Raw genomic sequence first — 25,880 nt, 5'->3', positions numbered from 1 at the left:
CCCAAAGCTGCCATTGCGATGGTGCTGCTCATGCTCATTTTTCGAGGCTGGCGCGAACCTTGTGGGAGCGGGTTTACCCGCGAAGCAGGCGACGCGGAGGGTGGCACAGGCTTCGCCCGTGTTCGCGGCGGTTCGACGCCTCGATAAACCCGCTCCCACAGAGATCACCTCTGGCATGACTGTCAGCTACGGGTCGGAGGTAGACACTCGTCACGGACTGCCTTCGACCCAAAGCTGCCTTTCGCCCAGGACAGCAAAGGGTAAAAACAAGACACAGTGAAATTTCATTGCTACCGGCATTCTATGCAGACTTGTTGAAACCATGCAGAGAATGAAGGCCAATGCTCATCTGTGCTTCCGTTATGCGACCAGTATCGAACAGCGCCAGATTCTGAAATTAGAAAGTAGTCACCATTGTCTTCAATGAAAGGTAGCCAATCACGTGGTACACCTGCGTGGTCCCAAGCAAACGCTGAGATTTCGAATATATCCAAGTAGCTACAGCCTCTCACTATCAACGCTGCATCCAGCACGGCATTTTCGACGTTACTACCTTCCGTCAAGAAGCGGACATATTGATCTGGAAAGCGAAACTTGAGTACGCGTTCAGCTTCTGCGATATCGGCGTCTGTAGGTATACGGAAAGGGTCTACTGACATTTATTTGATCCACGTCCTAATGGGTGGCGTTTAAGCCTGCTGACTCAAGCACCCTAACTCATTTCGGACCGAAAGACGCAGATTGGCTCACAGGAACAATGCACTCGATTAAGCCTGTGCTATCGGCCATTCACAGTCGAAAGCAGCCAATCGCAAACCCACCTGAACGACCCTTGCAAGCCCGAACTTCATCCTTCCCGCACTGTCGATAAGGTCTCTGTATCCAACCGGTCAGACAGCCCAGTCTGCCTGCCCAGTCCCTACCCCAACCGGCAGCCTGCCCCTTGTTTAGACCATCCCTGATGCCAAGCCCCCGCACGCTGTCGACCTTGCTGCTATTGCTCAGTGCAACAACATCGCCCTACACCCTGGCCAGCGACCGCTCAGCCACCGCCAGAAGCAACAACGCCTCTACCCAGCTGATCGAAACCGCCTCACAGCAGTATGCCGATGGTCATCCCGACCAGGCGGCAGCAACCCTGGAGCGTGCCCTGCATATCCAGCCGAACAATCCCGCTACCCTGCACTACCTGGGTGTATTGCGCCTTCAACAGGGCCAGTTCCAGCAGGCCGAAACCCTGGCGGCCCGCTCCAACCTGCGGGTAGGCGCCAACCAGGCGTTGCGCAACCGCAACCTGCAATTGATCGCAGCGGCACAGACCGCCCAGCGCACAGGCGTTGTGCCAACCAGGGCGGTTACGGTTCCCGTACAAGACGCCATCGCCGCGAGGCCATCCACTCCACCGCAGCAGCCTGTTGCCACTCTGGGTAGCGAGCCAAACGAGATACCGCGAGGTATGCGCCCACCACCCGGCAAATGCCGCATCTGGTTCCCCGACCGCCCGCCAGGCCATCAACCCGCACCGGTGAAATGCAAGAAACTCAAAGGCCGGGTGCCATTGGGCGCGTACCTGGTCCGCCATTGAATCCATAGGCTGGGTTATGCTCCACCCCCTCAGCCAGGGGAGTGTCACGATGCAACTCACGTTCAGCCACGTGGATGTACTGGTCAACCAGCTCGAACCAGCCTGCGCCTACTATCAGCAAATCCTCGGCGCCGAGATTTCCACCACCCAGGTGTGGGAACGCGGCGGCCTGCACGTGCGCTACGCCATCGCCCGCATGGGCCAGGAGCGGTTCATGCTGGTGCAACCGCTGGCGGGCAACCTCAAGGTGCTGCTGGACGAGCACGGCGAAGGCATGATCTACCGCCATTGCTACTCGACGCCGGACATCGAAGTGGCCTACGACCAGTTGCTGGCCAACGGCGTACAGCCAGAGAACGAAAACGGCCAGCCGCTGGCACGCAGTGACCTGCAATCGCCGGCCGGGGCGCGGATCATCTGGTTGCCCAAGCGCTTTGGGCATTTTTCCATCGAGATCATCGAGGCGCAGGCGTTGGAGGCGTTCATCGAAGGGGCGTTTGCCTGATACCACAACCTGCAGTAGGGCCGCCGTGCGGCCCATCGCCGGCAAGCCGGCTCCCACAAGCGCCGATCTCAAGACATGCGCTGTACCTGTGGGAGCCGGCTTGCCGGCGATGGGCTGCGCAGCAGCCCAAGTCGTTCAGGAGTACATCCCTGTTCTCCCGCGCCTTCTCACGTCAGCAGGAAGTCCGCCGCCGTCACACTGGTCGCATCCCCTACCCCCACCAGGCGGATGGTGTCGGTGGCACCGGCGAAGCTGACCAGGGTATCGGCCCCCACATCGGCGATGGTCACGTTGGCGGCAAAGGTCGCCGCCGTGATGTTCATCGCCGAGATGTCCAGCCGGTCCTGGCCGCCTGCCGGGGCGGCATCGAAGCCGAACACCTGGTCGGTGCCGAAGCCTGCGGCGAACACGAAGACATCGTTGCCGTCGAGCGCCACCAGCGAGTCGTTGCCGGCCCCGCCGGTGACCGTGTCGTTGCCCGCGCCGCCATCGATGAAGTCATCGCCGGCCCCGCCCAGCAAGGTGTCGTTACCGCCACCACCGAGCACGGTGTCGTTGCCGTCACCGCCCTCCAGCCGGTCGACACCCACGCCGCCATCGAGGTTGTCGTTGCCCACCCCACCCAGCAAGGTGTCATCGCCATTGCCGCCGTTTAGCGCATCGTCGCCGGCACCGCCATCGAGGGTGTCATTGTTGCCACCGCCGTTGAGGGTGTCGTTGCCGAGGCCGCCGAACAGCTGGTCGTTGCCGGCGTCGCCATTGAGCGTGTCGTTGCCGGCGTTGCCGTTGAGGGTATCGTCGCCACCGGCACCAGTGAGGGTGTCGTTGCCGGCACCGCCGCTGATGACGTTGGCGAGGTCGTTGCCCAAGCCTATGAAGTTGCCCACGCCGGTGTAGGTCAGGTTCTCGACGTTGGCGGTCAGCGCGTAGCTGGCCAGCGAGGTGCGCACGGTATCGATACCACCGCCGGCGGCCTCGACCACCACATCGTTGCCGGCATCGATCACGTAGGTATCGTTGCCGGCGCCGCCCACCAGCCGGTCATCACCCGCACCGCCATTGAGCGTGTCGTTGCCGCTGCCGCCGGTGATGGTGTTGGCCAGCGCGTTACCGGTACCGGTGAAGTTGGCGCTGCCGGTGTAGGTCAGGTTCTCGATCTCGTTGCCCAACAGGTAGCTGGCCAGGCTGGTCTGCACCAGGTCGACACCGCCGCCGGCCGCTTCGGTGACGCTGTCGCCGAGGTTGTCGACCACGAAGGTGTCGTTGCCGGCACCGCCGTTCATGGTGTCGGCGCCCAGCCCGCCGTTGAGGACATCGTTGCCGTCCTCGCCATTGAGCACGTCGTCACCGTCGCCGCCGTTGAGGGTGTCGTTGCCGACACCGCCGAACAACTGGTCGAACCCGGCCAGGCCATTGAGCGTGTCGTTGCCGCCCAGGCCCAGCAGCACATCGTTGCCCACCGTGCCGTTGAGGGTGTTGGCCGCGTTGGTGCCTTGCAGCACGATACCCGGTATCACCGCCACCGCCGCCGTGGCCGCCGAGGTCACCACCTCCTGTTTGCCGAAGCCGTCGGTGTAGCGCACGATCACCCGCAGTTGCTGATTGCCCTGGGCCAGGCCCGGAGTGAAGCTGGCCGTCGTGGCGCCGGCGATGTCGTTGAAGTTGCCGCCCAGCCCCTGCTGCCACTGGAAGCTGAAGGCGCCCAGGCCGTCGAGGTCGGCGATGCTGCCGGTCAGCGCGGTCAGGGTCTGGCCCTGGTCCGGCGTGGTGTCGCTGATCAGCACCGCGCCGGTTGGCGCGTCGTTGACGTTGAGCACCGGCAGCGTCGGGTCGGAGGTCGCCACCTCGGCCACGCCGAAGTCATCCACGTAATGCACCAGCACGCGTATCTGCTGGCCGACCTGGGCCTGGCCAAGGGTGAAGCTGGTGCCGGTGGCGCCGGCGACGTTCACCCAGCCCACGCCCACGTTCGACTGCCACTGCACGCTGAACTGCGGGTTGCTCAGGCCATCGGCGTCGACGATGGCCGCAAGGTTCGCGGTGAGCACCTGATTCTGCGCCGCCAGCCCGGTCACGGTCGGCCCTGCGCTGGGGGCGCTGTTGGCCGAGGAGTCGACGATTTCCAGCGTGCCCTTGGCGTCCTGGTACACCGCCCGCACGCGGATGTTCAGCCCCGCCACATCGTCCGCCACCCGGTAGGTGCTGCCGGTCGCCCGCGACACTTCGCCGGCGGCGACAAAGGTGATGTCTTCATAGACACCGGTGCCGGGGATGGTCTCGACCTGCCAGTAGTAGGCCACCGGCCCAGTCACCGCGCCGCTGGCGTTGCCTGCGCCGACGTTGTCGGCGTCGTGCACGCCACGGTTGCTCACCCGCAGCAACTGGCCGGCCACCGGCGCATCGGCCCGCGCGCCGCTGGCGTCATCGAGGATCGCCAGGTGGCCCGCAGGGCCATTGTTGACGGCGGTCCCCACACCCGAGGCCTGGGCGCTGTCGGCAAACTGCAGGCGTTCGATGCCGGTCAGGCGGTCCACGCCGTCACGGCCCACCACGGTATCGGTGACGATGACCGTGTCGCCCTCGATGCTGATGCGGTAGTCGGTGGCGATGCCGCTGAACACCGCGGTGTCGTAGCTGTTGTCGCCACTGAGGATCTCCCGCACGATCACCAGCTGCCCGGGGTTGTAGGTGCCGTTGAGCATCAGCGGCACCATCGGCTCCATGCTGTCGAAGGTGGCGATTTCCGGGCCGGTTCCGTCGTGGTTGGCGCGCACGCTGATGCGTACGTTCAGCCACTTGTCACCGTCGAGGATGTCGTCGCCGCCGCGACCCTCGATCAGGTCGCTGCCGCTGCCGCCCAGGATGATGTTGCCGCCATCATAGAAGGTCGCGCCGGCCGCCAGCAGGTCGACCAGGCCGTTGATCAGGCCGATGTTGGTCAGCACGCTGCCGGTGGCCCCGGCGGTGGGCAGCGAGGTGGCATCCTCGTTGTCGCCGCGCAGGAAGTCGCCATGGGCCGAGCCCGACAGGCCTTCCATGATGTCGAAGCGCACCAGCGCCGAAGCGCCCGAGCCTGGCACCAGCGGCACATCGAAGAAGCGGTCGCTGTAGTCGATGGAGACGCCCTGGGCCAGGTCCTTGAAGGTCGCCCAGTCATAGCCTGAGCCGCCGATGTAGCGGTCGCCGAAGCCGAGGCTGCCGACCATGATGTCGTCGCCGCCTTCACCGTTGAACTTGTCGTTCTCGTTGCCGCCGATGAACACGTCGTTGCCGATGATCGGGTCGTTGCCGAGCGGGTCGAAGTTGTCGCCGGGCGCACCGTCCGAGGTGCCCTTCTCGATCCAGTCGTCGCCTTCGTTGCCCATGTCCTGCTCGTTGGCCTTGCTGCCCAGGATAAAGTCGTTGCCCTGGCCGCCGATGGCTTCGCTGGCATCTTCGCCGGTGACGATGAAGTCGTTGCCGAAGCCGCCGATGATCAGGTTGATGCCGTTGCCGCCGTGCAGCACATCGTTGCCGTCGCCGCCCTGGATGTTATCGTCGCCGCCGGTGTCGCTGATGATGTCGTCGCCGGCACCACCGCGCAGCTGGTCGTTGCCGTCGCCACCGTCGATCCGGTCGTTGCCGGCATCGCCCCACACCGTGTCGTCGCCCTCGCTGGCGATGAGGATGTCATCGCCGTTGGTGCCGCCGAGCACGATGTGCTCGTCACCGGTGTAGCGGATGTAGTTGCCGTCGGGGCCGGCGGTCAGCGGGTTGTCGCGGAACACCACCTGATGGCCGTTATCGTCCAGCGGGTCGGCGTTGCCCAGGCCGTCGTTGTACTGCTTGGAGCGGTCCACTTCCAGGTAGAAACCAGGGTCGGAGAACACCAGGCCCGGCAGGTGAGTAGCCGAGGTGTTGGCCATGATCAGCTTGGCGAACGAGTTGCTTTCCAGCTCGGCGTTCATCGACAGGCCGGCGGTGCGCTCCAGGTAATAGAAGCGGTCACCGTCCTGCAGTTTCTCCAGCTGGTTCTCGAACACGAAGTTGAAGGTGCTGCCGAGCATGCCGCCGAACGGCGTCTTCGCTTCGGCCAGGCCGCCGATCCACAGGTCGATGGCATCCACCCCGGTGATGGTCACCCCCTTGAGGTCGTCGGCGGTGCCCAGCACGCCATCCTTGCCGGCCTTGGTCACGTTGGCCCAGTCACCGCTGCCGTTGAGGAAGTCCAGGCGGTCGCTGGGCGCACCACTGCCACCGAACACCAGGGCCATGGCGGCGTCACGCTTGCCCTCGAGGGTGGTGGCTGCGGTGATGCTGGCGTGGGTGCCGTAGGCGGCGATGAAGTTGATCAGCGATTCCGGGTGCTTGAGGTGCTGCACCAGGTCGACCCAGCTGGTGTACGGCTTGAGCTGAGTGTCACCGGTCTGGCCATAGATGTCGCGGCGCAGGGCGTTGAGCGACGGGATGCCGACATCGCGGCCCCGGGCGATGTTGATCGCCGGCAGGTCCAGCGGCAGGCCCAGCAGGTTGTTGCGCAGCGCCTCGGTGACGAACTCGTCGATCTCGTTGCCCGCCTGGCGGGTCACCCCGCGCACGATGGCACTGGTCGCCTCTTCGGGTGTCACGCCACTGGCGGCATAGGCCAGCGGGTTGAGGAACGCCGCGATCAGGCCCATCTGCTGGTCGGGGTTGGCGCTGGCCGGGTCGCCGATCACCTTGAAGTCGACGTCGAAGCGGTCGACCGTTTCGGTCAGCATCGAGTGGCCGAAGCGGTACACGGTGTGCGCGAACTCGGCGACGATCGAGGCATCGAGGTCGACGTCATACACCTGGGTCGGGGCGAAGAACAGGTCGACCCGCGGCTGGATGGTGCGGGCGAACTCCTCGAACACCAGGTGCTGGTACTGCATCTCGGTGCCGAACTTGGCGGCCTGGAACAGCCGCTCGCCGTTCCATACCAGCGCGTCGACCTCGGCCTGGGTGGCAGGCAACGCCGCCACCGGGTCGAGCAGCCACTCGTTGAGGAAGGCCACATCGTGGGCATCGAGCACGGTGTCCTTGGTCTGCGCCACCAGCCGGTTGTGCTCGGCGTGGAAGATCGCATGCACGGCGGTCAGGCCGATGTTCTCGTTGACCCGGCCGTCACCGGCGATGTAGTGGGCGTCGAGCAGTTCGTTGTCGTAGGCGGTGTTGGCACCGGTCTGCGGGTTGAACGGCACGGCGTTGCCAATCGCATCGCCGGCATCCGGCGCCAGCACGCCGCCGCTGAACACCGGCACGGCGTTGTGGGCGATGTCGGCAAGGAACTGATGGCCGGTGCGCACGGCATTGCTCAGGTCGATCGGCGCCAGCGGGTTGCCTTCGACCAGCACGTCGTCGGCGGTGCCGCCCAGGCCGTCACTCCCCTTCATCACCACCATCGGGTAGCCGTTGGGCCCTTTGATGAAATTGCCGTAGGCATCGGTGGCCAGCAGCGGCACGTTGTCCACGTCGGCGTCGGTGAGGTGGATGCCCAGCACATCGTTGGCCTGGGCCTTGACCACTTTCCAGGTGGCCATGCCGCCAATCTCGCTGTCGTCGCCGGTGCCGTACTTGCCGTCGGCACCCAGGTCACGGTTGGTGATCAAGCGGCCGGTGGCGATCGGGCCATCGTCGGTCAGCTGGTAGCCGCGCAGGAACACCTGGTGCGACGGGTGCGAGCTGTAGGTCTGGTTCTGGTCAACGAACGGCGTGGTGGTGTTGGTGTGCTCGTGGATATCGTCGGCGGTGCCCAGCACGCCGTCGGCGCCAGGCAGGTTGGTAGCGCGGGTCAGCACCATGAAGTTGGAATGCCCGCCCGGCACGTACAGCGGGTCGTCCGCCTGCAGCGGGATGAAGATGGTGCCCGAACCGCCCTTGGTCACCAGGTCGAGGCCGTGGTCGAAGAACTGCCCGAAGAAGGTCATCCAGGCGTTGAACGGCGCGGACAGGCCGGCATCCGGCGCGGTGTTCTCGAACAGATACACGTCGTGGTCGTCATTGGTGCCGAACTGGCCATCCAGGCCGGGGCTGGCGACGATGCGCACGCCATCCTTGAGCACGTCGTCACTGCCCGGCGCGCCAAAGTCGAGGTGGCCGTTGGCACCGGGGTCATAGGCGGTGGCGTAGGCGGCCGGGTTGTTCGAGGTCTGGTCGACGATCAGGTTGCTGATGGTGCGCGGCTGCGAGTCGAATACGTTGCCGCTGGTCTGCTGGTACGAGGTCGCCGGGCTGGCCGGCGAGCCTGGGCCAAAGAAGCCGGCCGGGGCGCCTTCGGCCGCATTGAACACGGGGTCGCTCAGGCGTGGGAACACGTTGTCGGCGGCACCGTATTCGGTGTGGTTGATGCCGTTGAGGTTCATCAGGTTGTTGTTCGAGCCATCGACCGCACGCAGGCCCAGTGGCGCGCGGATGTTGGGGATCAGCGAGAGGATGTCCTGCCCGGCCGCGTCGGCCTCGGCGATCTTGATCTGCGCGAGGATGAAGTTGAGGTCCGAGCGCACCATGTGCAGGCCGGCGCCGCCGTCGGCGGCATCCACCACCGGGGTTGACGGCGTGGGCACGACCGGCGCGCCGGGCTCTACCACTGTGGTGGGCTGGGAGAACAGGATTTCGGTGGTGCCGTGGCCATCCTGGTAGATCGCCTTGACCCGCAGCGACAGCCCGGCAAGGTCCGGCGAGACCTTGAACGCCGTGCCGTCGGCGCTCTGGAATGCCAGGTCGCCGGCCGGCAGCAGGATGATGTCCTGGAACACGCCACTGCCCGGGTCGGCCTCGAACTGCCAGTAGTACGAGACCGAGCTGTTGGCCAAGGTACCCAGCGGGTTGCCGGCGCCGATGTTGTTGGCATCGCGCACCCCGGCCACGCTCACGGTGAGAGTGTCGCCCACGGTGATCGCGCCACCGTTGCCGTCGGTGATGGTCGGGCTGCCGGTCGGTTGCGCATTCGCCCCCGGCACCAGCACGCGCTGGCCGTCGGCGAACTGCAGGCGCTCGATGTGCAGCAGGGTGTCGGTGCCGTCGCGGCCGGCCACGCTGTCGGCCACGGTCCATACGTCATCCGCCGTGTCGGCGGTGCCACGGTCGTTCTGGGTGACCTGGTACTCGCTCTGCAGCCCGGAGAAGATCGCCGTGTCGAAGGCCGCGCCACCGCTGGAGGTGCCGGGCAGGATCTCACGCACCGCCTTGAGCTGGCCGGGGTTGTAGGTGCGGTCGAGCATGAACGGGATCATGTCGACCATGCTGTCGAAGCTGGCGATCTCGGGGCCGGTGTGGTTGACGTCGCCCGGGGCATACACCGCGATGCGCACGTTGATCCACTTGTCGCCGTCGATCAGGTCATCGCCGCCACGGCCTTCGATCAGGTCACTGCCGTTACCGCCAAGGATGATGTTGCCGGTGGCAAACCCGGTGGTCGGCAGCCCGGCATCGGCCAGGAACTGCTGCAGCCCACGGATCAGCTGGACGTTGGTCAATGCACCGCCGGTGGCGCCGCCGTGGTTGAGGATGGTCACCGCATCCACGTCATCGCCCTTGAGCACGTCGGCGAACTTCGAACCGGACAACCCCTCCACTTCGGCGAAGCGGTCGAGGATCGAGGCCGGCGAGGCGCCGACCGGGTTGAACACCCCGGCGTTCTGGTTCGGCGCGTTGCCATGGGGCTGGGCCAGCGCGGCCAGGCTCAGGTCGGCGGTGACGCCCACCTGGTCGTTCTTGTAGGTGATCCAGTCGAAACCGGACATGCCGTCCATCTTGTCCTGGGCATCGCTGCCGACAAAGATGTCGTCGCCGCCCTCGCCGATCATTTCATCGAAGCCGCCACCGCCGACGAAGATGTCGTTGCCAACCACATCATCGGTGAGCAGGGGCGCGAAGTTGTCGCCCGGCGCGCCGTCCTGGGTGCCCTTCTCGATCCAGTCGTCGCCTTCGTTGCCGGTGGGCGGCAGGTTGGTCTTGGCGCCGAGGATGAAGTCGTCGCCCTGGCCGCCGAAGGTGGTGGTGATGTCTTCGGTGGTGACGATGAAGTCCTGGCCGTCGCCGCCGAGGATCAGGTTGCCGGCGGCCAGCATGCTGCCGGCAATGATCACGTCGTTGCCGGCGTTGCCTTCCAGGCGGTTGTCGCCGAACGAGTCGGTGATGATGTCGTCGCCCGCGCCACCCAGCACCGCATCGTTGCCGGCACCGCCCTCAAGGCGGTCGTTGCCGCCGTCGCCATACAGGGTGTCGTCGCCTTCGCCGGAAATGATGATGTCGTCGCCCGCGGTGCCGCCGAGCACCACATGGTCCTCACCGGTGTAGTGCAGGAAGTTGCTGTCGCCGCCCACGGTGTCGGGGTTGTCGCGGATCACCAGCGGCACGATCTCGACGCCGTTGATCATCAGCCCGCCGGTGGGGTCGGCACGGCCGTCTGCGCCAAGGCCGGTGTACTGGTTGGCCTGGTTGACCTCCAGGGTGAAGGTCGGGGTGAGGAACACCGTGTTGGACAGGTGGGTGACATCGGTGTTGAGCATGATCAGCTTGGCGAACGAGTTGTTCTCCAGCTCAGTGCCGAAGTTCAGGCCCGCGGTGCGCGACAGGTAATAGAAGCGGTCGCCGTTCTGCAGCGCTTCGAGCTGGGTTTCGAAGACGAAGTTGAAGCTTGAGCCGAGCATGCCGCCGAAGGGCATTTTCTGCTCGGCCAGGCCACCGACCCAGAAGTCGATGCTGTCGACGCCGGTGATGGTCACGCCACTGACGTCGTCGGCGCTGTTCATCACGCCGTCCTTGCCGGCCAGGGTGACGTTGGCCCAGGCCCCGGTGCCGTTGAGGAAGTCCAGGCGGTCGCCCGGTGCACCACTGCCGCCGAACACCAGCGCCAGGGCGGCGGCGCGTTTGTCTTCCAGGGTGGTCGCCGAGGTAATGCTGCTGTGGCTGCCGTAGGCGGCGATGAAGTTGACCAGCGAGGCCGGGTGCTTGAGGTGCTCGGCGAAGTCGACCCAGCTGATGTAAGGCTTGAGCTGGCTGTCGCCGGTGGAATGGTAGAACTCGCGGCGCGCCTGGTTGAGGCTGGGGATGCCGGTGTCACGGCCACGGGCCAGGTTCAGCGCCGGCAAGTCCAGCGGCAAGCCCAGCAGGTTGTTGCGCAGCGCCTCGGTGACGAATTCGTCGATCTCGTTGCCCAGTTGGCGGGTCACGCCGCGGATGATCGCCCCGGCCGCTTCGTCGGCGGTGGCGCCGCTGCCGGCGAAGGCCAGCGGGTTGAGGAAGGCGGCAATCAGGCCCAGTTGCTGGTCGGGATTGTTCGGGTCGCTGAGCACCGGGTTGAACGCGGGGTCGAAGCGGTCGACGGTCTCGGTCAGCATCGAGTGGCCGAAGCGGTACACCACGTGGGCGAACTCGGCGAGGATCGCCGGGTTGATCGAGGTGTCGTAACCGTTGGGGGCAAGGAACTCGTCCACCTGCGGCTGGATGGTGCGGGCGAACTCATCGAACACCAGGTGCTGGTACTGCATCTCGGTGCCGAACTTGGCGGCCTGGAACAGCCGCTCGCCATCCCATACCAGGGCGGCCACCTGGGCCGGCGTGGTCGGCAGTGCGGCCACATCGTCCACCAGCCATTGGTTGAGGAAGGCCAGGTCGCCCGAGGCGAGGATGGTGTCCTTCGACTGCTGCACCAGGCGATTGTGCTCGGAATGGAACACATGGTGCACGGCGGTCAGGCCGATGTTCTCGTTGGCGCGGCCGTCGCCGGCGATGTAGTGGGCGTCGAGCAGTTCGTTGTCGTAGGTCAGGTTGCTGCCGCCCGGGCCTGGGGTCTGGGCGTTGCCGATGCTGTTGTCGGCGTCGGCCTGCAGCACGCCACCGATCGAGACCGGCTCGGCGTTGTGGGCGATGTCATCAAGGAAGCCATGCCCGGTGCTCACTGCATTGGCCAGGCTGATCGGCGCGGCGCGGTTGCCTTCGACCAGCTGGGTCAGGTCATCGGCGGTACCCGCGATGCCGTCGGCACCATTGCCTATGCGGATCACCACCTGCGGCATGCCGTTGGGGCCCTTGATGAAGTTGCCATAGGCATCGGTGGCCAGCAGCGGCACGTTGTGCACGTTGGCGTCGGTCAGGTCGATGCCGAGGATGTCGCGGGCCTGGGCCTTGACCACCGCCCAGGTGGCCATGCCGCCGTTCTCGCCACTGCCATCGTCGGCGGTGCCGAACTTGCCGTCGGCGCCCAGGTCGCGGTTGGTGATCAAGCGGCCGGTGGCCACCGGGTCGCCGCCGGCATCGAGGGTGTATTCGCGCAGGAACACCTGGTGCGAGGGGTGCGAACTGTAGGTCTGGCTCTGGTCGACGAACGGCGAGGTGGTGTTGAGCTGGCCATCGTCTGCGGTGCCGAGCACGCCATCGGCGCCGGCAGTGTGCACCGCGCGCGGCAGCACCATGAAGTTGGTCTGCCCGCCCGGCACGTACAACGGGTCGTCCGGCTGCAGCGGTATGAACACGATGGCGCTGCTGGTCTTGGTGACCAGGTCCAGGCCGTGGTCGAAGAACTGGCCGAAGAACGTCATCCAGGAGTTGAAGCCAGCGGTCAGGCCGGCATCCGGTGACTCGTTGGGGATGAAGAACACTTCTTTATCGTCGGCAGTGCCGAATACGCCGTCCACGCCGGGGCTGATCACCGGTGCGGCGCCGCCATTGGCCTCGACCGCCGCCGGGTTGTGCGCGGTCTGGTCGACGATCAGGTTGCTGATGGTGCGCGGCTGCGCGTCGACCACCGTGCCGCTGGCGGCGTAGGCCGCGCGGTATTGGGCATCGAGCAGGCGCAGGAACGAATTGTCGGCGGCGCCGAACTCGCTCTGCCCAGCCACCAGGTTGTTGTAGCTGCCGTCGACGGTGCGCAGGCCGAACGGCACCTGGCTGTTGGGCAGCAACTCGATAAGGCTGGCGCCCTTGGCATGGGCTTCGGCGATGAAGATCTGCTTGAGGATGAACTCCAGGTCGGACTTGCTGAAATTGGCCATTTTCGGTTGACCTCGATCGGTATGGGGGGCGAGCGCGGGGCGCAGGCGCCCGTCGCGCCCGTTCATAGGCGTGCACGGTTTGCAGCGTTTTCTTGGCGCGAAACAGGGCGCGCAAAACCGTTACCCGCCTGGCGGGCTACGTGCCTGGAGTTCGCACAGGTTCAGGTTCGTCGGGCGCTCAGGCGCGACGGACCCAGGCCCTGGGTGGGCCGTGACTACGAGAGGTGGGGGATAACGTCCTGTAGAGCCCATTCACTCGGTACAAGAACAGAGGGCTGGTCATGTTCTGCTCCCACAGGAATGTCAGCGGGGGCTCGCGGGGCCGTGGCGACAACAGGGCTTCGGGCAAAGTTCCGACGAACTGAATAAGACTAAAGTTGTAGGCAAAAAAATTGTCAATATTACGTCGATAAAAAAGATTGGATCCCGCTAATCATTCTCAACTGGCTGTTTTTAATGAGATTTGCGAGGAATCTATAGAGCAAAAACGTATTACAAAATATTTCTCACAACCTACGCTCCTGCTTGTGGGGCACTGCAGCGTGTTCGGATTACCCGCCAAAAGAGCGACCAGCCTGCGTGCCAATCTGCTTCCACACCTACTGCTACCTGGGCTGCCGCAAGAGCACCCGGTTTTCTGGAGGGAGGCCTCATGCCCAAGCACACATCCACCCGCTCCGAGCTCGCCGACGCACTGTTTCAATTGCGACGCAGTTTCTATGCCCTGGCAGGGTTCAGTGGGGTGATTAACGTCATGATGTTGACACCTGCCGTGTACATGCTGCAGGTCTACGACCGCGCACTGGTCAGCCGCAACGTCACCACCCTGGCCATGCTGACGGTGCTGGTGGTGGGCCTGTTCCTGCTGATGTCCACCCTGGAGATGCTGCGCACCCGGGTGCTGATCCGGGTGGGCAACTGCCTGGACATGGCGCTCAACCGGCGCACCTTCAGCGCCGCCTTCGAGCGCAACCTCAGCCGCGCCGGCGGCAGCCCCGGCCAGGCCCTGCAGGACCTGGCGCAACTGCGTCAGTTCCTCACCGGCAATGGCCTGTTCGCCTTCTTCGACGCCCCCTGGACGCCGATCTACCTGCTGGTCGCCTACCTGATCCACCCGCTGCTGGGGCTGGTCACGCTGATCGGCTCGATGATCCTGGTAGGCCTGGCCTGGCTCACCGAAAAGGCCACCCACCAGCCGCTGGCCGAAGCCAACCAGGCGGCGCTGTCGTCGGCCAACTACGCCAACAACAACCTGCGCAACGCCGAGGTGATCGAGGCCATGGGCATGCTGCCGGCCATCAGCCAGCGCTGGTTCAAGGGCCACCTGCGCATCCTGCAGATGCAGACCCTGGCCTCCGACCGTGCCGCGCTGATCAGCAGCACCGGGCGCTTCGTGCGCATCACCCTGCAGTCGCTGATCCTCGGCAGCGGCGCGCTGCTGGCGATCGAAGGCAAGATCACCCCGGGGATGATGATCGCCTGCTCGATCCTCACCGGCCGCGCCTTGGCCCCGGTGGAACAGGTGATCGCCTCGTGGAAGCAACTGCTCGCCTGCCGCCTGGCCTGGGGCCGGCTCAACGCGCTGTTGCACGACTACCCAAAGCGGCCACCGAGCATGTCGCTGCAGCGCCCGCAGGGCATGCTCGCGGTGGAGAATGTGTTTGCCGGCGCCCCCGGCACCGGCAACACCATCCTGCGTGGGGTGAGCTTCAGCCTTACGCCGGGCGAAAGCCTCGGCATCATCGGCCCATCCGCCTCGGGCAAGTCCACCCTCGCCCGCCTGCTGGTCGGCGTATGGCCTACCCAGGCCGGCAAGGTGCGCCTGGACGGCGCCGACCTGTTCACCTGGAACAAGGCCGAGCTGGGCCCCTGGCTCGGCTACCTGCCCCAGGACGTGGAGCTGTTCGAAGGCAGCATCGCCGACAACATCGCGCGGTTTGGCGATGTGGACAGTGACGCGGTGATCCGCGCCGCCAAAATCAGCGGCGTACACGAGATGATCCTGCGCCTGCCCCAGGGCTACGACACCCGCCTGGGCAACGACGGCAGCCCGCTGTCTGGTGGCCAGAAGCAACGCATCGCCCTGGCCCGCGCGCTGTATGGCGAGCCCAGCCTGATCGTGCTGGACGAGCCCAACGCCAACCTCGACGACCTCGGCGAAAAAGCCCTGGTGGACGCCATGGCCGAGCTCAAGGCCCGCGGTGCGACGGTGATCCTGGTTTCGCACCGGCCCAATGTGCTGTGCGCCGTCGACAAGGTGCTGATGCTGCGCGACGGCACCGTGCAGATGCTCGGCAGCCGCGACGAAGTGTTCGCCGCGCTGCGCAAGGCCAGCGTGATGCCGGCAGGCGCGGCGGCACCGACCCCACTGGCCTCGGTCAAGGCACGGGAGTGACAGATCATGCAGATGAACATGCCCACTGAAACCACCCGTAACGCCCCCGACCACGGCATCGACCTGGACGTCACTCGCCCCGCCCGCTGCGGCCTGTGGCTGATGCTCGCCGGCTTCGGCGGTTTTCTGATGTGGTCGTGGCTGGCGCCGCTGGATGCCGGCGTGGTGGCCACCGGCACGGTCAAGGTCACCAGTAACCGCAAGGCGGTACAGCACCTGACCGGCGGCACCGTCGAAGCGATCCTGGTGCGCGAAGGCGACCTGGTGAAGAAAGGCCAGGAAGTGGTGCGCCTGGATGCCTTGCGCGCCGTGTCCGAACAAGGCGCGGTCAGCGCCCAGTACATCGTCAGCAAGACCGTGGAGAACCGCCTGGAGGCCGAGCGTGACGGCGAGGACAGGGTCACCTACGACCCCGACCTGCTTGCCCGCTTCGCCGGCGACCACCGCCTGCTGGCCGCGATGGACTTGCAGGAGCACCTGCTCGATACCCGCCGCGCGGGGCTGGCCGGCGAGATCGACATCCTCGAAGAGAACCTCACGGCCTCGGCGGTGCAGCTCAAGGGCCTGCAGCAGGTGTATGGCGCGCGCGCCTCGCAGATCGGCTTCCTCGACCAGGAACTGCACGGCACCCGCACCCTCGCCGCCGAAGGCTATGTGCCGCGCAACCGCCTGCTGGAACTGGAACGCAGCCATGCCGACCTGTCCGCCGGCCAGGCCGAGAACCTCAACAACATCGCCCGGGTGCGCAGCCAGACCAGCGAGATCCGCCTGCGCATCCTGCAGCGCCAGCACGACTACCGCAAAGAGGTGCAATCGCAGCTGACCGACATCGCCAAGGAAAGCACCACCCTGGCCGACCGCCTGCGCGCGCTGGATTATGAAGTGGCGCACACGGTGATCCGCTCGCCGATCGACGGCATGGTCCAGGCCCTGAGCATCGCCACGGTGGGCGGGATCATCCAGCCCGGCGCCAAGATCATGGAGGTGGTACCGCTCGACGAGCCGCTGCAGGTGGACGCGATGATCCCGGTGCAGGCCATCGACAAGATGGTCCCGGGGCTTGCGGTGGACCTGTCGTTCCCGGCGTTCAACCACGCCCAGACCCCGAACATCCCCGGGCGGGTCAAGACCGTCTCGGCCGACCGGCTGCTGGACGAAGAGAGCAAGCAGCCGTTCTACCTGGCCCAGGTCGAGGTGACCCAGGACGGCATGGCCCTGCTGGGCAGCAACCATATCCGCCCCGGCATGCCGGCCAGCGTCACCATCAAGACCGGCGAACGCAACCTGCTGAGCTACCTGCTCAAGCCGATGATCGAGCGCGTCGACAGCGCCTTCAAGGAGCAATGATATGAACCGTCATTGCCTGTGCCTGTGCCTGCTGGGCCTGGCCTTGCCCGCCGGCGCCATGGACCTCAAGCAAGCCTGGGACCTGCTGCAGTACCAGGGCCCGGTGTACCGCGCCGCCGTGCATGAACAAGAGGCAGGCATGGAAAACCGTGCCATCGGCCGAGCAGGCCTGCTGCCGCAGATCAACGCCTCGGCCTATACCAACAAGGTCAACGGCAACCAGCGCCAGAACGGCATCAACAACGACCTCGATTACGACTCCACGGGCGCCAACCTGCGCCTGCGCCAACCGCTGTTCAACAAGCAGAAGATGGCCGAGTACCGCCAGGGCCAGCAACGTGCCGACTACAGCGTGGCGGTGTTCGACGCCAAGAGCCAGGACGCTGCGGTACGCCTGGCCGAGAGTTACTTCAACGTGCTGCTGGCCAGCGAGACCATCAGCCTGGCCCACGCCAAGCTGAGCGCCTTCGAAGAGCAACTGGCCTCGGCGAAACGGCGCATGGAACTGGGCGACGGCACCATCACCGACATCGACGAGTCGGCCGCGCGCCGCGACCTTGCCGAGGCCGAGCTGATCGAGGCGCAGGACAACCTGGTCAACGCCCGCCGCCAGCTCGCCGAGTACATCGGTGAAACCCCTGAATCGCTGACCACCCTGCAACCGGGCTTCGCCACCCCACCGCTGCTGCCCGGCAACTTGCAGGATTGGCTGGTCAAGGCCCAGGCCGACAGCCCGCTGATCCATGCACGCCGCCACAGCCAGGAGATCGCCGAAGAAGAAGTGAAACGGGCCAAGGCCGGCCACTGGCCGACCCTGGACTTCGTCGCCGGCTATACCGCCGGCGAAAGCCAGTCGCTGTCGGAGCTGAACCAGCGCAACCACTACAGCTCGATCGGCCTGGAAATCAACATCCCGTTGTACAGCGGCGGCGGTGTCAGCGCCCTCAGCCGCCAGGCCAGCGCCAACAGCGCCAAGGCCCAGGACGAACTCGACGCCACCCGCCAGGAAGTCATCACCGGCACCACCCGCGAGTTTCGCGGCGTGCAGAGCGGCGCCCTGCGCATCCGCGCGCTGGAGAAGGCCGTGGTGTCCAACGAGCGCTCTTTGCTGTCGACCCGCAAGGGCTTCAAGGAGGGGGGGATCAGCACCAACTCCGATGTGCTCAATGCCGAGGAGCTGTTGTTCGTGGCCAGGCATGACCTGTTCGAGGCCAAGTTGCGCTACTTGATGTCGCGCCTGCGCCTGGCCTCGTCGGTGGGTAGCCTGGGGGATGATGATATCGACCAGATTAACGATTACCTGGGGCCGGAGTTGTTGGTGAGCAAGTGAGGGGGATTGCTGGCTAACCAGGGATTGCGCATGGTTTGAGGTCGATATGATCGGAGTGGGAGTGACTGGCTGGAATTGCCTGTGCCGGCCCATCGTCGGTAAATCGCAGTGGCGGACGGCCTTCGTGGCTGTGCTCTTAGGCTCTGTACGAAAAGTTTTGTGGGAGCGGGCTTGCCCCGCGATGGAGTGCGAAGCGCTCCTGTACCCGATATCAAATAGTGTCAAAGATGCCGCGAATTCAGGCTTTGCTGCCGCGTCGCGGCAGATCGCGGGGCAAGTCGCATTGGCGCACCGCCGCTCCCACAACGTTGAATGACCACACTTTTCGTACAAAACCTAAATAGACCTCTGGATACGTTGAGGCCTGGCCAATTTCCACAACAAAAATCCCCATATTTATCCCCAAGCCTAGATTTGACTTCCGCGGCTTCGCGTCAGGATCTAGTAACTTTAATCCGCAACTTGCTGATATGAGAGGTGCGCCTGTAGCGCACAAGAACCAGGGCAAAGCCCTGGTCTTGAAGCGTTTGACGGCTGAGAAATCGGACTTGCGCCGTTGGATCGTTGGTTATTCAAGGATCAGAGGAGCTTGTTCGCCCCCCTAAAAAACACAACCCCTACTACCACCCCAGTAATACAACGTTATAGAAGCCAACCATAAAATCATATTTCCACCCATCACCAACAAAAACACTAGAGAGAAGCGCTTACTTTCAAACTGAAATATCCTCCTATAGATATCCATCACCCCAAAGAAAGAATTGAAATTCACACCTTTGCGCCTAACATACTCAGCAGAAGAAAATACAAGCAACGCCCCACTAAACATGAAAAAATAAAACGAAAACTCTCTAAAATAATATATATATTCACACATTAGAAACTCACTCACCGGAAGTTTATGGATGGATTCAGCGGGGACTTCACCTCATACCCCACCCCTGACCCCAAACCCATATAAATATCTGGCCATGAAGATGTTTGGGCCACCTCTACATTAAAGATACCAACACCAAAAGCAAACCCTAATGCAGCAGGTAGCGGCTTCGCGTCTTCAGCAGAGAACTTCAAACCGCAACTTGCACTCGCACGGTTCGCAACAGTCGATGTCTGGAAACTACCCCACTTCGACACACCGCTTTTCTCATTCACAGCCACGCTTCCTGACATTCCAGCTCCAGCAGCAATATCAATTGACGCCTTACATTCGCCCGTTGCTACCGGCCTAGGCGGCGGCGCCATCGCACGAGCAACTGCCTCCGGCGACTCACCATTGTTCATCATGTGAGTACCCAACGAAGCACGCTCCTGCACGCCCGGCATGTTGGTAAATGATGCATCCCACAGTCCCAATGGATCCGCGCGCATAACAGGCGTGTTACTCACATAACTGTAGACGTTCATCCCACCCTGCATCCCAATCGGGTCCCTGGACACATACCGCGCCATTAAATGATCAACTAAAACCAACCCGCATATCTACCACACACCCTTGCGACCTAGCATAAAAAACCAAAAATATCATAAAAACCCCAATAATCGCCCCTCCATAAACAGTCAAAAGAACTATCCAAGAAAGCCTTTTGTTCTCAAACCTAAAGACCCGACGATACATCTCAAAAAGACCTGGAAACGTGTTCATATTTATTCCGTTTCTCTTGCAATAGGCGTTCGCGTAAAAAACCGTGAAAAATAACGTAAAAAATGCGCCCCAAAAAAACACCTGAATCACAGTATTCAGCCAAACACACATAACGCATCCTTACTTATTAAGTGGAATAGAGATATTGGGGTGCACAGGAATCTTCAACTCTGGCCCAGCACCTAGTCCAATACCAAAGTAAATCTCCGGCCATGTAGACGTCTGCCCGACCTCTACTGAAATGATTCCAAAACTCATACCTACTCCGGCACCGGCCTTAAGCGGCTTAGCGTCAGGATCTGCGATTTTCAAACCACAACTCGCAGCCGCGCGCAACGCAACCGTTGACACGGGAACACTGAGCTGCGAGCCAAATCCAGAAATTTCATTCTCGCTTAACCCCACGGAGAGTCCTGCTCCCACCGCGGCGGTACCAGCTGCACGGCACTCGCCTGTCGCTATGGGTTTGGGGGGCGGTGGCGCCATCGCTTTAGCAATCGCTTCGGGCATCTCGCCATTTTTCATCATATGAGTGCCAAGCGAAGTACGCTCCTGCACACCCGGCATGTTGGTAAATGGTGCATCCCACAGTCCCAATGGGTCCGCGCGCATAACAGGCGCGTTATTCACATAGCTATAGACGTTCATCCCACCCTGCATCCCAATCGGGTCCCTGGACACATACCGCGCCATTTTCGGCTCGTAATAGCGATAGCGGTTGTAGTGCAGTGCCGTTTCCAAGTCCTGATACTGCCCCTAGAACCGAATCGGATTGCTCTCCCCCTGCAGTCTGGCTCGCTCCGTCAGCGGCTTCGCGCCAGGATCTAGCACCCCGCCCTCTCTTAACGATATCGATTAGACCACCTTAATCAATTAGACCCCTTGCGGATAAACCTTACAAATGCGAACAAAGCCAACAACTCAACAAGCTGGCCCCCCCAATACATGAATCCATCGTAATGCGCCGAAACCGCGAACAAATAATAGTGGTAAGCCGTCAAGCCCAGTGCTGCCATAATCGCCTTAGGCAGGATTTTATCTTCAGCAAAAAACATCACTCCCAACCACGCACACAACGGCGCCAGCCCACCAACGAGAATGGCATGGCGAATAAATCCAATTGGGGAGGTCGCTCCAGCATGAACGGCCGCCCAAATAAAAAACACATAAACCAAAAATAATGGCAGCGCCAGTATCACCTTAAATAAAAGACCCACTTCCATCTCCGCTTAGCCCAAGGCCATTAATTTTTTGAGCACCCCAAAGATTGCGTAGAGTCCCCGGTCGGTAACATCCTCCGAGGATCAAAACCAAATTTTTCATCCCGATCAAAGGGTACTGGATTTGGTGAGATGCCTTGGAACCATATATTGCCACCGTAAAATCTCGTCGCCAGTCCTGCGCCATCGAACGCTTTATCATGATAAGCATCAATAGCATTTCCAGTTACCCCATTGACACCATGCACAGCCACTTCAGCCTTATCACTCGATATCAAGCTTTGCCTAATGGAATCATAAACCCCTGACTCAGATTCAGATGTATATTTATAAATCCAAGCATTAGTAATTCCAGCCGTCAGCACAACATTAACGTCCCCCCGCTGGCCGCGACAAATTTTTCCCGCCGTCTTATAATAACTACTTAAATCCCCCGTGGTCTCGCAAGCTCGAGAATCATAATATGCACACACTGAGGTATCACCAATTCCATTCCAGTCCCAGCGAGCCAAGCCCATGGGGTCAACATGAGTCACCGGGCTCGCACCTACGTAACTATAAGCATGCAGTCCTCCCTCATAACCAATTGGATCCTCCGATATATAGCGCCCCATACCAGGATCATAATAGCGAAATCTATTGTAATGCAATCCACTTTCAGGGTCATGATACTGCCCTTGAAAACGAAACGGATTTATAATTCCGAAAGATTCCTTCGAGGTAAAACACACGCCAAAAGCTTTGTATTTAGCAGACCAGACGATACTGCCATCTTCGCCAGTCATTTCCATCGGCGTCCCAAAATGATCGCAGTGATACCAAAAAATATTGTCGAACCCCATCGGCTTCACCTCCGTATGCCATAACGGGTCCTGCTCGAAGTCATATTCCCGCCCACTCCAATCAGGTTGTTTATGCAGGCGAACCGGACCATTGCGCACCGCTTGGGCCACTGGCACAAAACTGCCTGGCAGATATAGGTAGTGCACCGTCCTGCCGGTATCACTGTCGTCACGTGGCGGGGAACTCTCCCAGGCAAGCGCGTTGCCATCCCAGCCGAACAGCGTGAAGCCGCATTTCAACTCGCGCTGTCGTTTGGCTCGCTGCATCTGGTTCCAGCCAGTACCGGCTTCAGGCCTATCCCAGTAATGGGCAACGGAATGCTTGTGCAACCTGCGCCCCAGCGCGTCATAGCTGTAGTCGACCTTGAGCCGGTCATCGTTGTAGTGCGTCAGGCGATCGAACAAGTCCCAGGTCAGATGAGCATGCTTGCCCTCTTGCAGCCGGTGAATCAGGTTGCCGCGCTCGTCATATTTGAAATGGACACCGCCGTATTCGCGCAAGCGGTTGTCCATCAGCTTCCCATGGCTGGCCTTTTCTTCCAGAGGGCGATTGAGTTGTTGGGCTTCGTCAATGAGGTTGCCCGCGGGATCGAACGCGAAAGTTTCAACGCCTAAACGGCTGGCGGCCTGCAGCAGCCGGCCAAGCGGGTCGTATTGGTAAGCCAATTGCCCACGACGCGTATCGCGGATACCGGTCAGTTGGCCGACCGTGTCGTACTGATACTCCCGTTTGAGCAGGACAGATTCGCCATCGGCACCGCCAATCAATTGCTCTTGCGGCCTTCCCCGCAGAGTCCACTGCTGTTTGTGCATGAGTTTGTTGCCTTGGTGACGGACAATTTCGCGGTGCAAGTCGTCACGCTCGAAGGCGAGCATTTCGTGATGATCGAGCGTCATGCCAGCGACATGGCCGCTACCGTAAGTCAACCAACTGACCTTGTGGCCATCGGGCCGGATGGTTGCCACACGCTGGTTCAACGCATCGTATTCATGCTGCCAGACGGCAACCATGGGTGTGCCGATACCCAGATAATGCTGGTGCTCGCGGACCATGTTGCCGGCTTCGTCATGGAACCATTGCAACATGCTGACGGCATTGCGGGCCTGGAGCAGTTGGCCATTGCCGTCGTAGGCATAATGCTCCGATTCCACCTGTTCACCCAGGCCGGCAGTACGTTCGATCAGTCGGCCCATACGATCGAAACGCATGGTTACGCGACGCTGGCCAACCTGCGTGAACGCCAGCCGCCCGGTATGCACGTCATACCGATAGTGCCTAGCCAAACCGTCGAAACCGGTTTCCTGCGACAAGCGTCCGACCAGGTCATAGCAGAATGTCGCTCTACTTCCGTTCTGGTTGTCCAGGCAGACCAATCGACCTAGCTTGTCCCAGTGGTAGCGCAACGTGTACCCCGCTGCATCAACACGCTCACTTGGCAACCCAGCATGGGTATAGCTCCAGGTAGTAGACCGGTCCAGCGCATCGACATGGGCCAGCAGCCGGCCTTCGGCATCGTAGTGGAAGCGTTCTTCGGTCAGGTCCGGATAGGTCACCTTCGCCAGTTGACCGGCCTCGTACATGAACTGAGTCTTCTCACCCAGCGCATTACTGGCCTGCACCAGGCGCCCCAGTTCGTCGTACTCCCATTTACTGGTCTTGCCGGAGCAGTCGGTGTATTCGAGCAGTTGCCCGGCGTCGTTGTACGCCAGCTTCTTCTCGTTGCCGTTGGCGTCCTTGATCGCCTTCAACAGTCCCGTCGAGGTGTAGGCAAATTCGGTCTTGTTGCCCAGCGGGTCGACCGTTTCGACCAGGTTGCCGACATCGTCGTAGTCGCGCAGCCACAGGCCGCCTTCGGCATCGCTGATCTTGATCAGCTGGTCCTTGTCGTCGTAGGCGTAGTGCACCACGGTATGGTCGGCGCGGATGTGCTGCAGGCGGTTGCTGCGTTCATCGTAGGTGAAGCGGTCCTGGCTGCCGTCGGCGTGCAGGTGGCGGATCACGTTCTTGCGGGCGTCGCGGAACAGCCACTCGGAGCGCTCGTCAGCGTGCTGGATGCGGTAGGTGTAGCCCTCGGCGTCGTAGTAGTGGCGGGTCTGGCCGCCGTGGGCGTCGGTCACGGTGGTCAGGCGGATGTGCTCATCCCACGCCAGGCGGGTTTCGAAGCTGCCATCGTCGGCCCATTCGCGAATCGCCCGGGCGTGCGGGCCGCTGCCGTCCCATTCCAGGTTGAGGCCGCGCTCGGTGCGGTCGGTGTAGCGGGTGATCAGGTGGTGCTGGTACTGGTAACGCCAGGCGGCGCCATGTTCATCTTGGGCGGCGATCAGGTCGCCCTGGTCGTCGTAGTGATAGGCGCACAGCTGGCGCAGCGGCTTGCCGTCGACCACTTGCCACAGGCCCTGGATATGGCCGTGGTCATCGAGCAGCGTGCCCAGTTGCAGGTGCACCTTGCTCAGGTCGTTGTCGGCGTAGGTGTTGATGTCCGACAGCACCGGGCGGCCGTTGTGGTTGTGCTCGTAGTGCAGCATCGCGCCGACGCCATTGCGCATGACGATATGCACCAGGTGGGAAGGCGCTCGCCGACGCGCTCGTAGGTCTCGTGGCGCTCCTGCCCGCGGCGGACAGGATGAGCTGGGTGTCGTGTGGCGGGTCAGGCCACGGGTACTCCACTGCGTCGTAATGGGTTTTGCCGACCTTGGGCAGCGGGTAGGCGTGGCTGCGGCCGTCGATATCGTGCAGCAGCAGCCCGTCGTCCTGCACATCGATGCAGTGGTGAAGGCGGTGATCCAAGGCGGGCGGCCGAGGCTGCCGCTGTCGAGGGCGAAAAGGCGCGAGTGGTAGGTGCGGGTCCAGGTGATCGGGAACGGGCCGGGCAGGCTGAAGTCGGTGTGCTGCAGGGTCTCGCTGCCCAGGGCGAAGTTGATGCTGTTGCAGGTGTTTGGCCGGGGCGCCGTTCTTGCACGGGTTGGCGGCCTGGGGACGCGGGCGCCTGCTCTTTTGGGTTTCCAGCTTGCCTTCGGCCAGTGGTGGCGGGCCTTGCTGGTGCCGCCGGGCTTGATGTTGGCCACCACCACCTGGGGGTTGCGTTGGCGCCCACTGTTTGACGCTGCTGGCCAGGGTCTGACTCAGGGGCCTCGATGGAGCCGGGGCTGCTGGCATCGCCCAGCTTGAGGATCATGCCGCGCACCAGAGGCGCCCAGGGTGCGCAGAGTGCGCGCTGTGGGCCAGCAGTTCGGCCTTGGCCGTAGCGCTGAGGGTGGGGCTGACATTGGCGCTGGTCATACCCTTGCCAGCGTGCTTGTAGGCGCTGAAAGCACCGGCCAGGTAGTTGTCGAGCGTGGCCAGCGGATTGTTGCATTCAGCGCGCTGTTCGTGGCGGGATGCCGGGCGGGCGTGTTTTGGGCCGGCGCCTTCGGCCAGGGTGGCCAGGCCGCTGGCAATGTCGAGGATGATCCGCTCGCCGAGTGTGGCGGCCTCGGCGAGGATGCCCTTGAGTTTGCCGGCGGCCTGGGTGACGAAATTATCAAGGCTGCCGACGATATCGGCGTTGAGGTGGCCGGCCAGCAGTTCGACCGACGCATCGTCCAGCACCTGCTTACCCTCCTGGCGCACGAACAACAGCATCGGCCGCAAGCTCATGCGTGCCGGCGCCTCACCGGCGGGCGAGGTGACCAAGGCGATCAGATTGAGGGCAAAGGTGGCGCAGTCGAGCGGGTCGGGCACCTTGCTGCGGGCCAGGGTAGCGATAGCGCCCAGTGCGTCGATCAGGGCGATGCTGTTGCCCGCCACCGGCACATTGCCGGCGACGGCCTTGAGGCGCTCGAGGGTGGCATGGCCGGCACTGACTTCACGCAGCCAGGCGTCGAACACTGCGGCGCCACGGCCGACGTCCTTGGCCTGGATTTCGGCGAGTGGTGTGATCGCTACTTGTAAAATGCCCTTGCCTGAAGGGCTGGCCTTGCCGGGGGTGGTTGCCATTTGGTTTGGCGCTCCTTGCTGGAAAGGAGATCGCCTGGAAGCTA

The 25,880-nt window shown here is 62.8% G+C and carries 11 protein-coding genes and 2 pseudogenes; 5 read left to right on the top strand and 8 right to left on the bottom strand.

The annotated features are described in order from the left end of the window. Positions 1-290 precede the first annotated feature (290 nt). Positions 291-659 carry an SMI1/KNR4 family protein gene (locus EJA05_RS11040; RefSeq protein ID WP_125858267.1) on the bottom strand — a complete coding sequence of 123 codons (369 nt, stop codon included), beginning with the start codon at positions 657-659 and terminating at the stop codon, positions 291-293. 302 nt (positions 660-961) lie between these two features. On the opposite strand from EJA05_RS11040, the gene EJA05_RS11035 reads away from it, so the two are divergent. Both EJA05_RS11035 and EJA05_RS11030 read left to right on the top strand, forming a co-directional pair. After that, on the top strand, positions 962-1,585 hold the full coding sequence (locus EJA05_RS11035; RefSeq protein ID WP_125858266.1) for a tetratricopeptide repeat protein: 624 nt from the start codon (positions 962-964) through the stop codon (positions 1,583-1,585). A gap of 49 nt (positions 1,586-1,634) precedes the next feature. Next, positions 1,635-2,090, top strand: coding sequence for a VOC family protein (locus tag EJA05_RS11030; protein WP_125858265.1), 456 nt, complete (start codon positions 1,635-1,637; stop codon positions 2,088-2,090). Between the two features lie 167 nt (positions 2,091-2,257). Here EJA05_RS11030 and EJA05_RS11025 read toward each other — a convergent pair whose 3' ends face one another. Next, a complete protein-coding gene (locus EJA05_RS11025; RefSeq protein WP_125858264.1) occupies positions 2,258-13,084 on the bottom strand; it encodes a peroxidase family protein in 10,827 nt (3,608 codons plus the stop codon). A gap of 652 nt (positions 13,085-13,736) precedes the next feature. Between EJA05_RS11025 and EJA05_RS11020 the strand changes: the two genes are divergently transcribed. From EJA05_RS11020 to EJA05_RS11010, 3 genes are read left to right on the top strand one after another with little or no spacing between them, the layout of a single operon-like run. Further along, entirely contained in the window at positions 13,737-15,479 is a 1,743-nt protein-coding gene (locus tag EJA05_RS11020; protein ID WP_125858263.1) for a type I secretion system permease/ATPase, read from the top strand. Positions 15,480-15,497: 18 nt separating this feature from the next. Beyond that, positions 15,498-16,826: an HlyD family type I secretion periplasmic adaptor subunit gene (locus EJA05_RS11015; RefSeq protein ID WP_223811906.1), complete on the top strand. Its 1,329-nt coding sequence runs from the start codon at positions 15,498-15,500 to the stop codon at positions 16,824-16,826. Between the two features lies 1 nt (position 16,827). Beyond that, positions 16,828-18,156, top strand: a complete 1,329-nt coding sequence (locus EJA05_RS11010; protein ID WP_125858261.1) for a TolC family outer membrane protein — start codon at positions 16,828-16,830, stop codon at positions 18,154-18,156. 888 nt (positions 18,157-19,044) lie between these two features. On the opposite strand, the gene EJA05_RS11005 is transcribed toward EJA05_RS11010, so the two are convergent. The 6 genes and pseudogenes from EJA05_RS11005 to EJA05_RS28360 form a co-directional block, all read right to left on the bottom strand. Then, entirely contained in the window at positions 19,045-19,605 is a 561-nt protein-coding gene (locus EJA05_RS11005; RefSeq protein WP_125861290.1) for an RHS repeat-associated core domain-containing protein, read from the bottom strand. Between the two features lie 313 nt (positions 19,606-19,918). After that, positions 19,919-20,542: pseudogene (locus tag EJA05_RS11000) on the bottom strand (RHS repeat-associated core domain-containing protein); the annotation flags it as partial. Positions 20,543-20,667: 125 nt separating this feature from the next. Next, on the bottom strand, positions 20,668-21,021 hold the full coding sequence (locus EJA05_RS10995; RefSeq protein WP_125858260.1) for a hypothetical protein: 354 nt from the start codon (positions 21,019-21,021) through the stop codon (positions 20,668-20,670). Positions 21,022-21,041: 20 nt separating this feature from the next. Beyond that, on the bottom strand, positions 21,042-24,407 hold the full coding sequence (locus EJA05_RS10990; RefSeq protein WP_223811929.1) for an RHS repeat domain-containing protein: 3,366 nt from the start codon (positions 24,405-24,407) through the stop codon (positions 21,042-21,044). Positions 24,408-24,692: 285 nt separating this feature from the next. Continuing rightward, a pseudogene (locus EJA05_RS29020) lies at positions 24,693-24,926 on the bottom strand (DUF6531 domain-containing protein); the annotation flags it as partial. Positions 24,927-25,032: 106 nt separating this feature from the next. Next, a complete protein-coding gene (locus tag EJA05_RS28360) occupies positions 25,033-25,836 on the bottom strand; it encodes a hypothetical protein (protein ID WP_223811904.1) in 804 nt (267 codons plus the stop codon). Between the last annotated feature and the right edge of the window lie 44 nt (positions 25,837-25,880).

This window comes from Pseudomonas oryziphila (assembly GCF_003940825.1).
GTDB lineage: Bacteria > Pseudomonadota > Gammaproteobacteria > Pseudomonadales > Pseudomonadaceae > Aquipseudomonas > Aquipseudomonas sichuanensis.
This window is presented reverse-complemented; position numbering and strand designations above follow the sequence as displayed.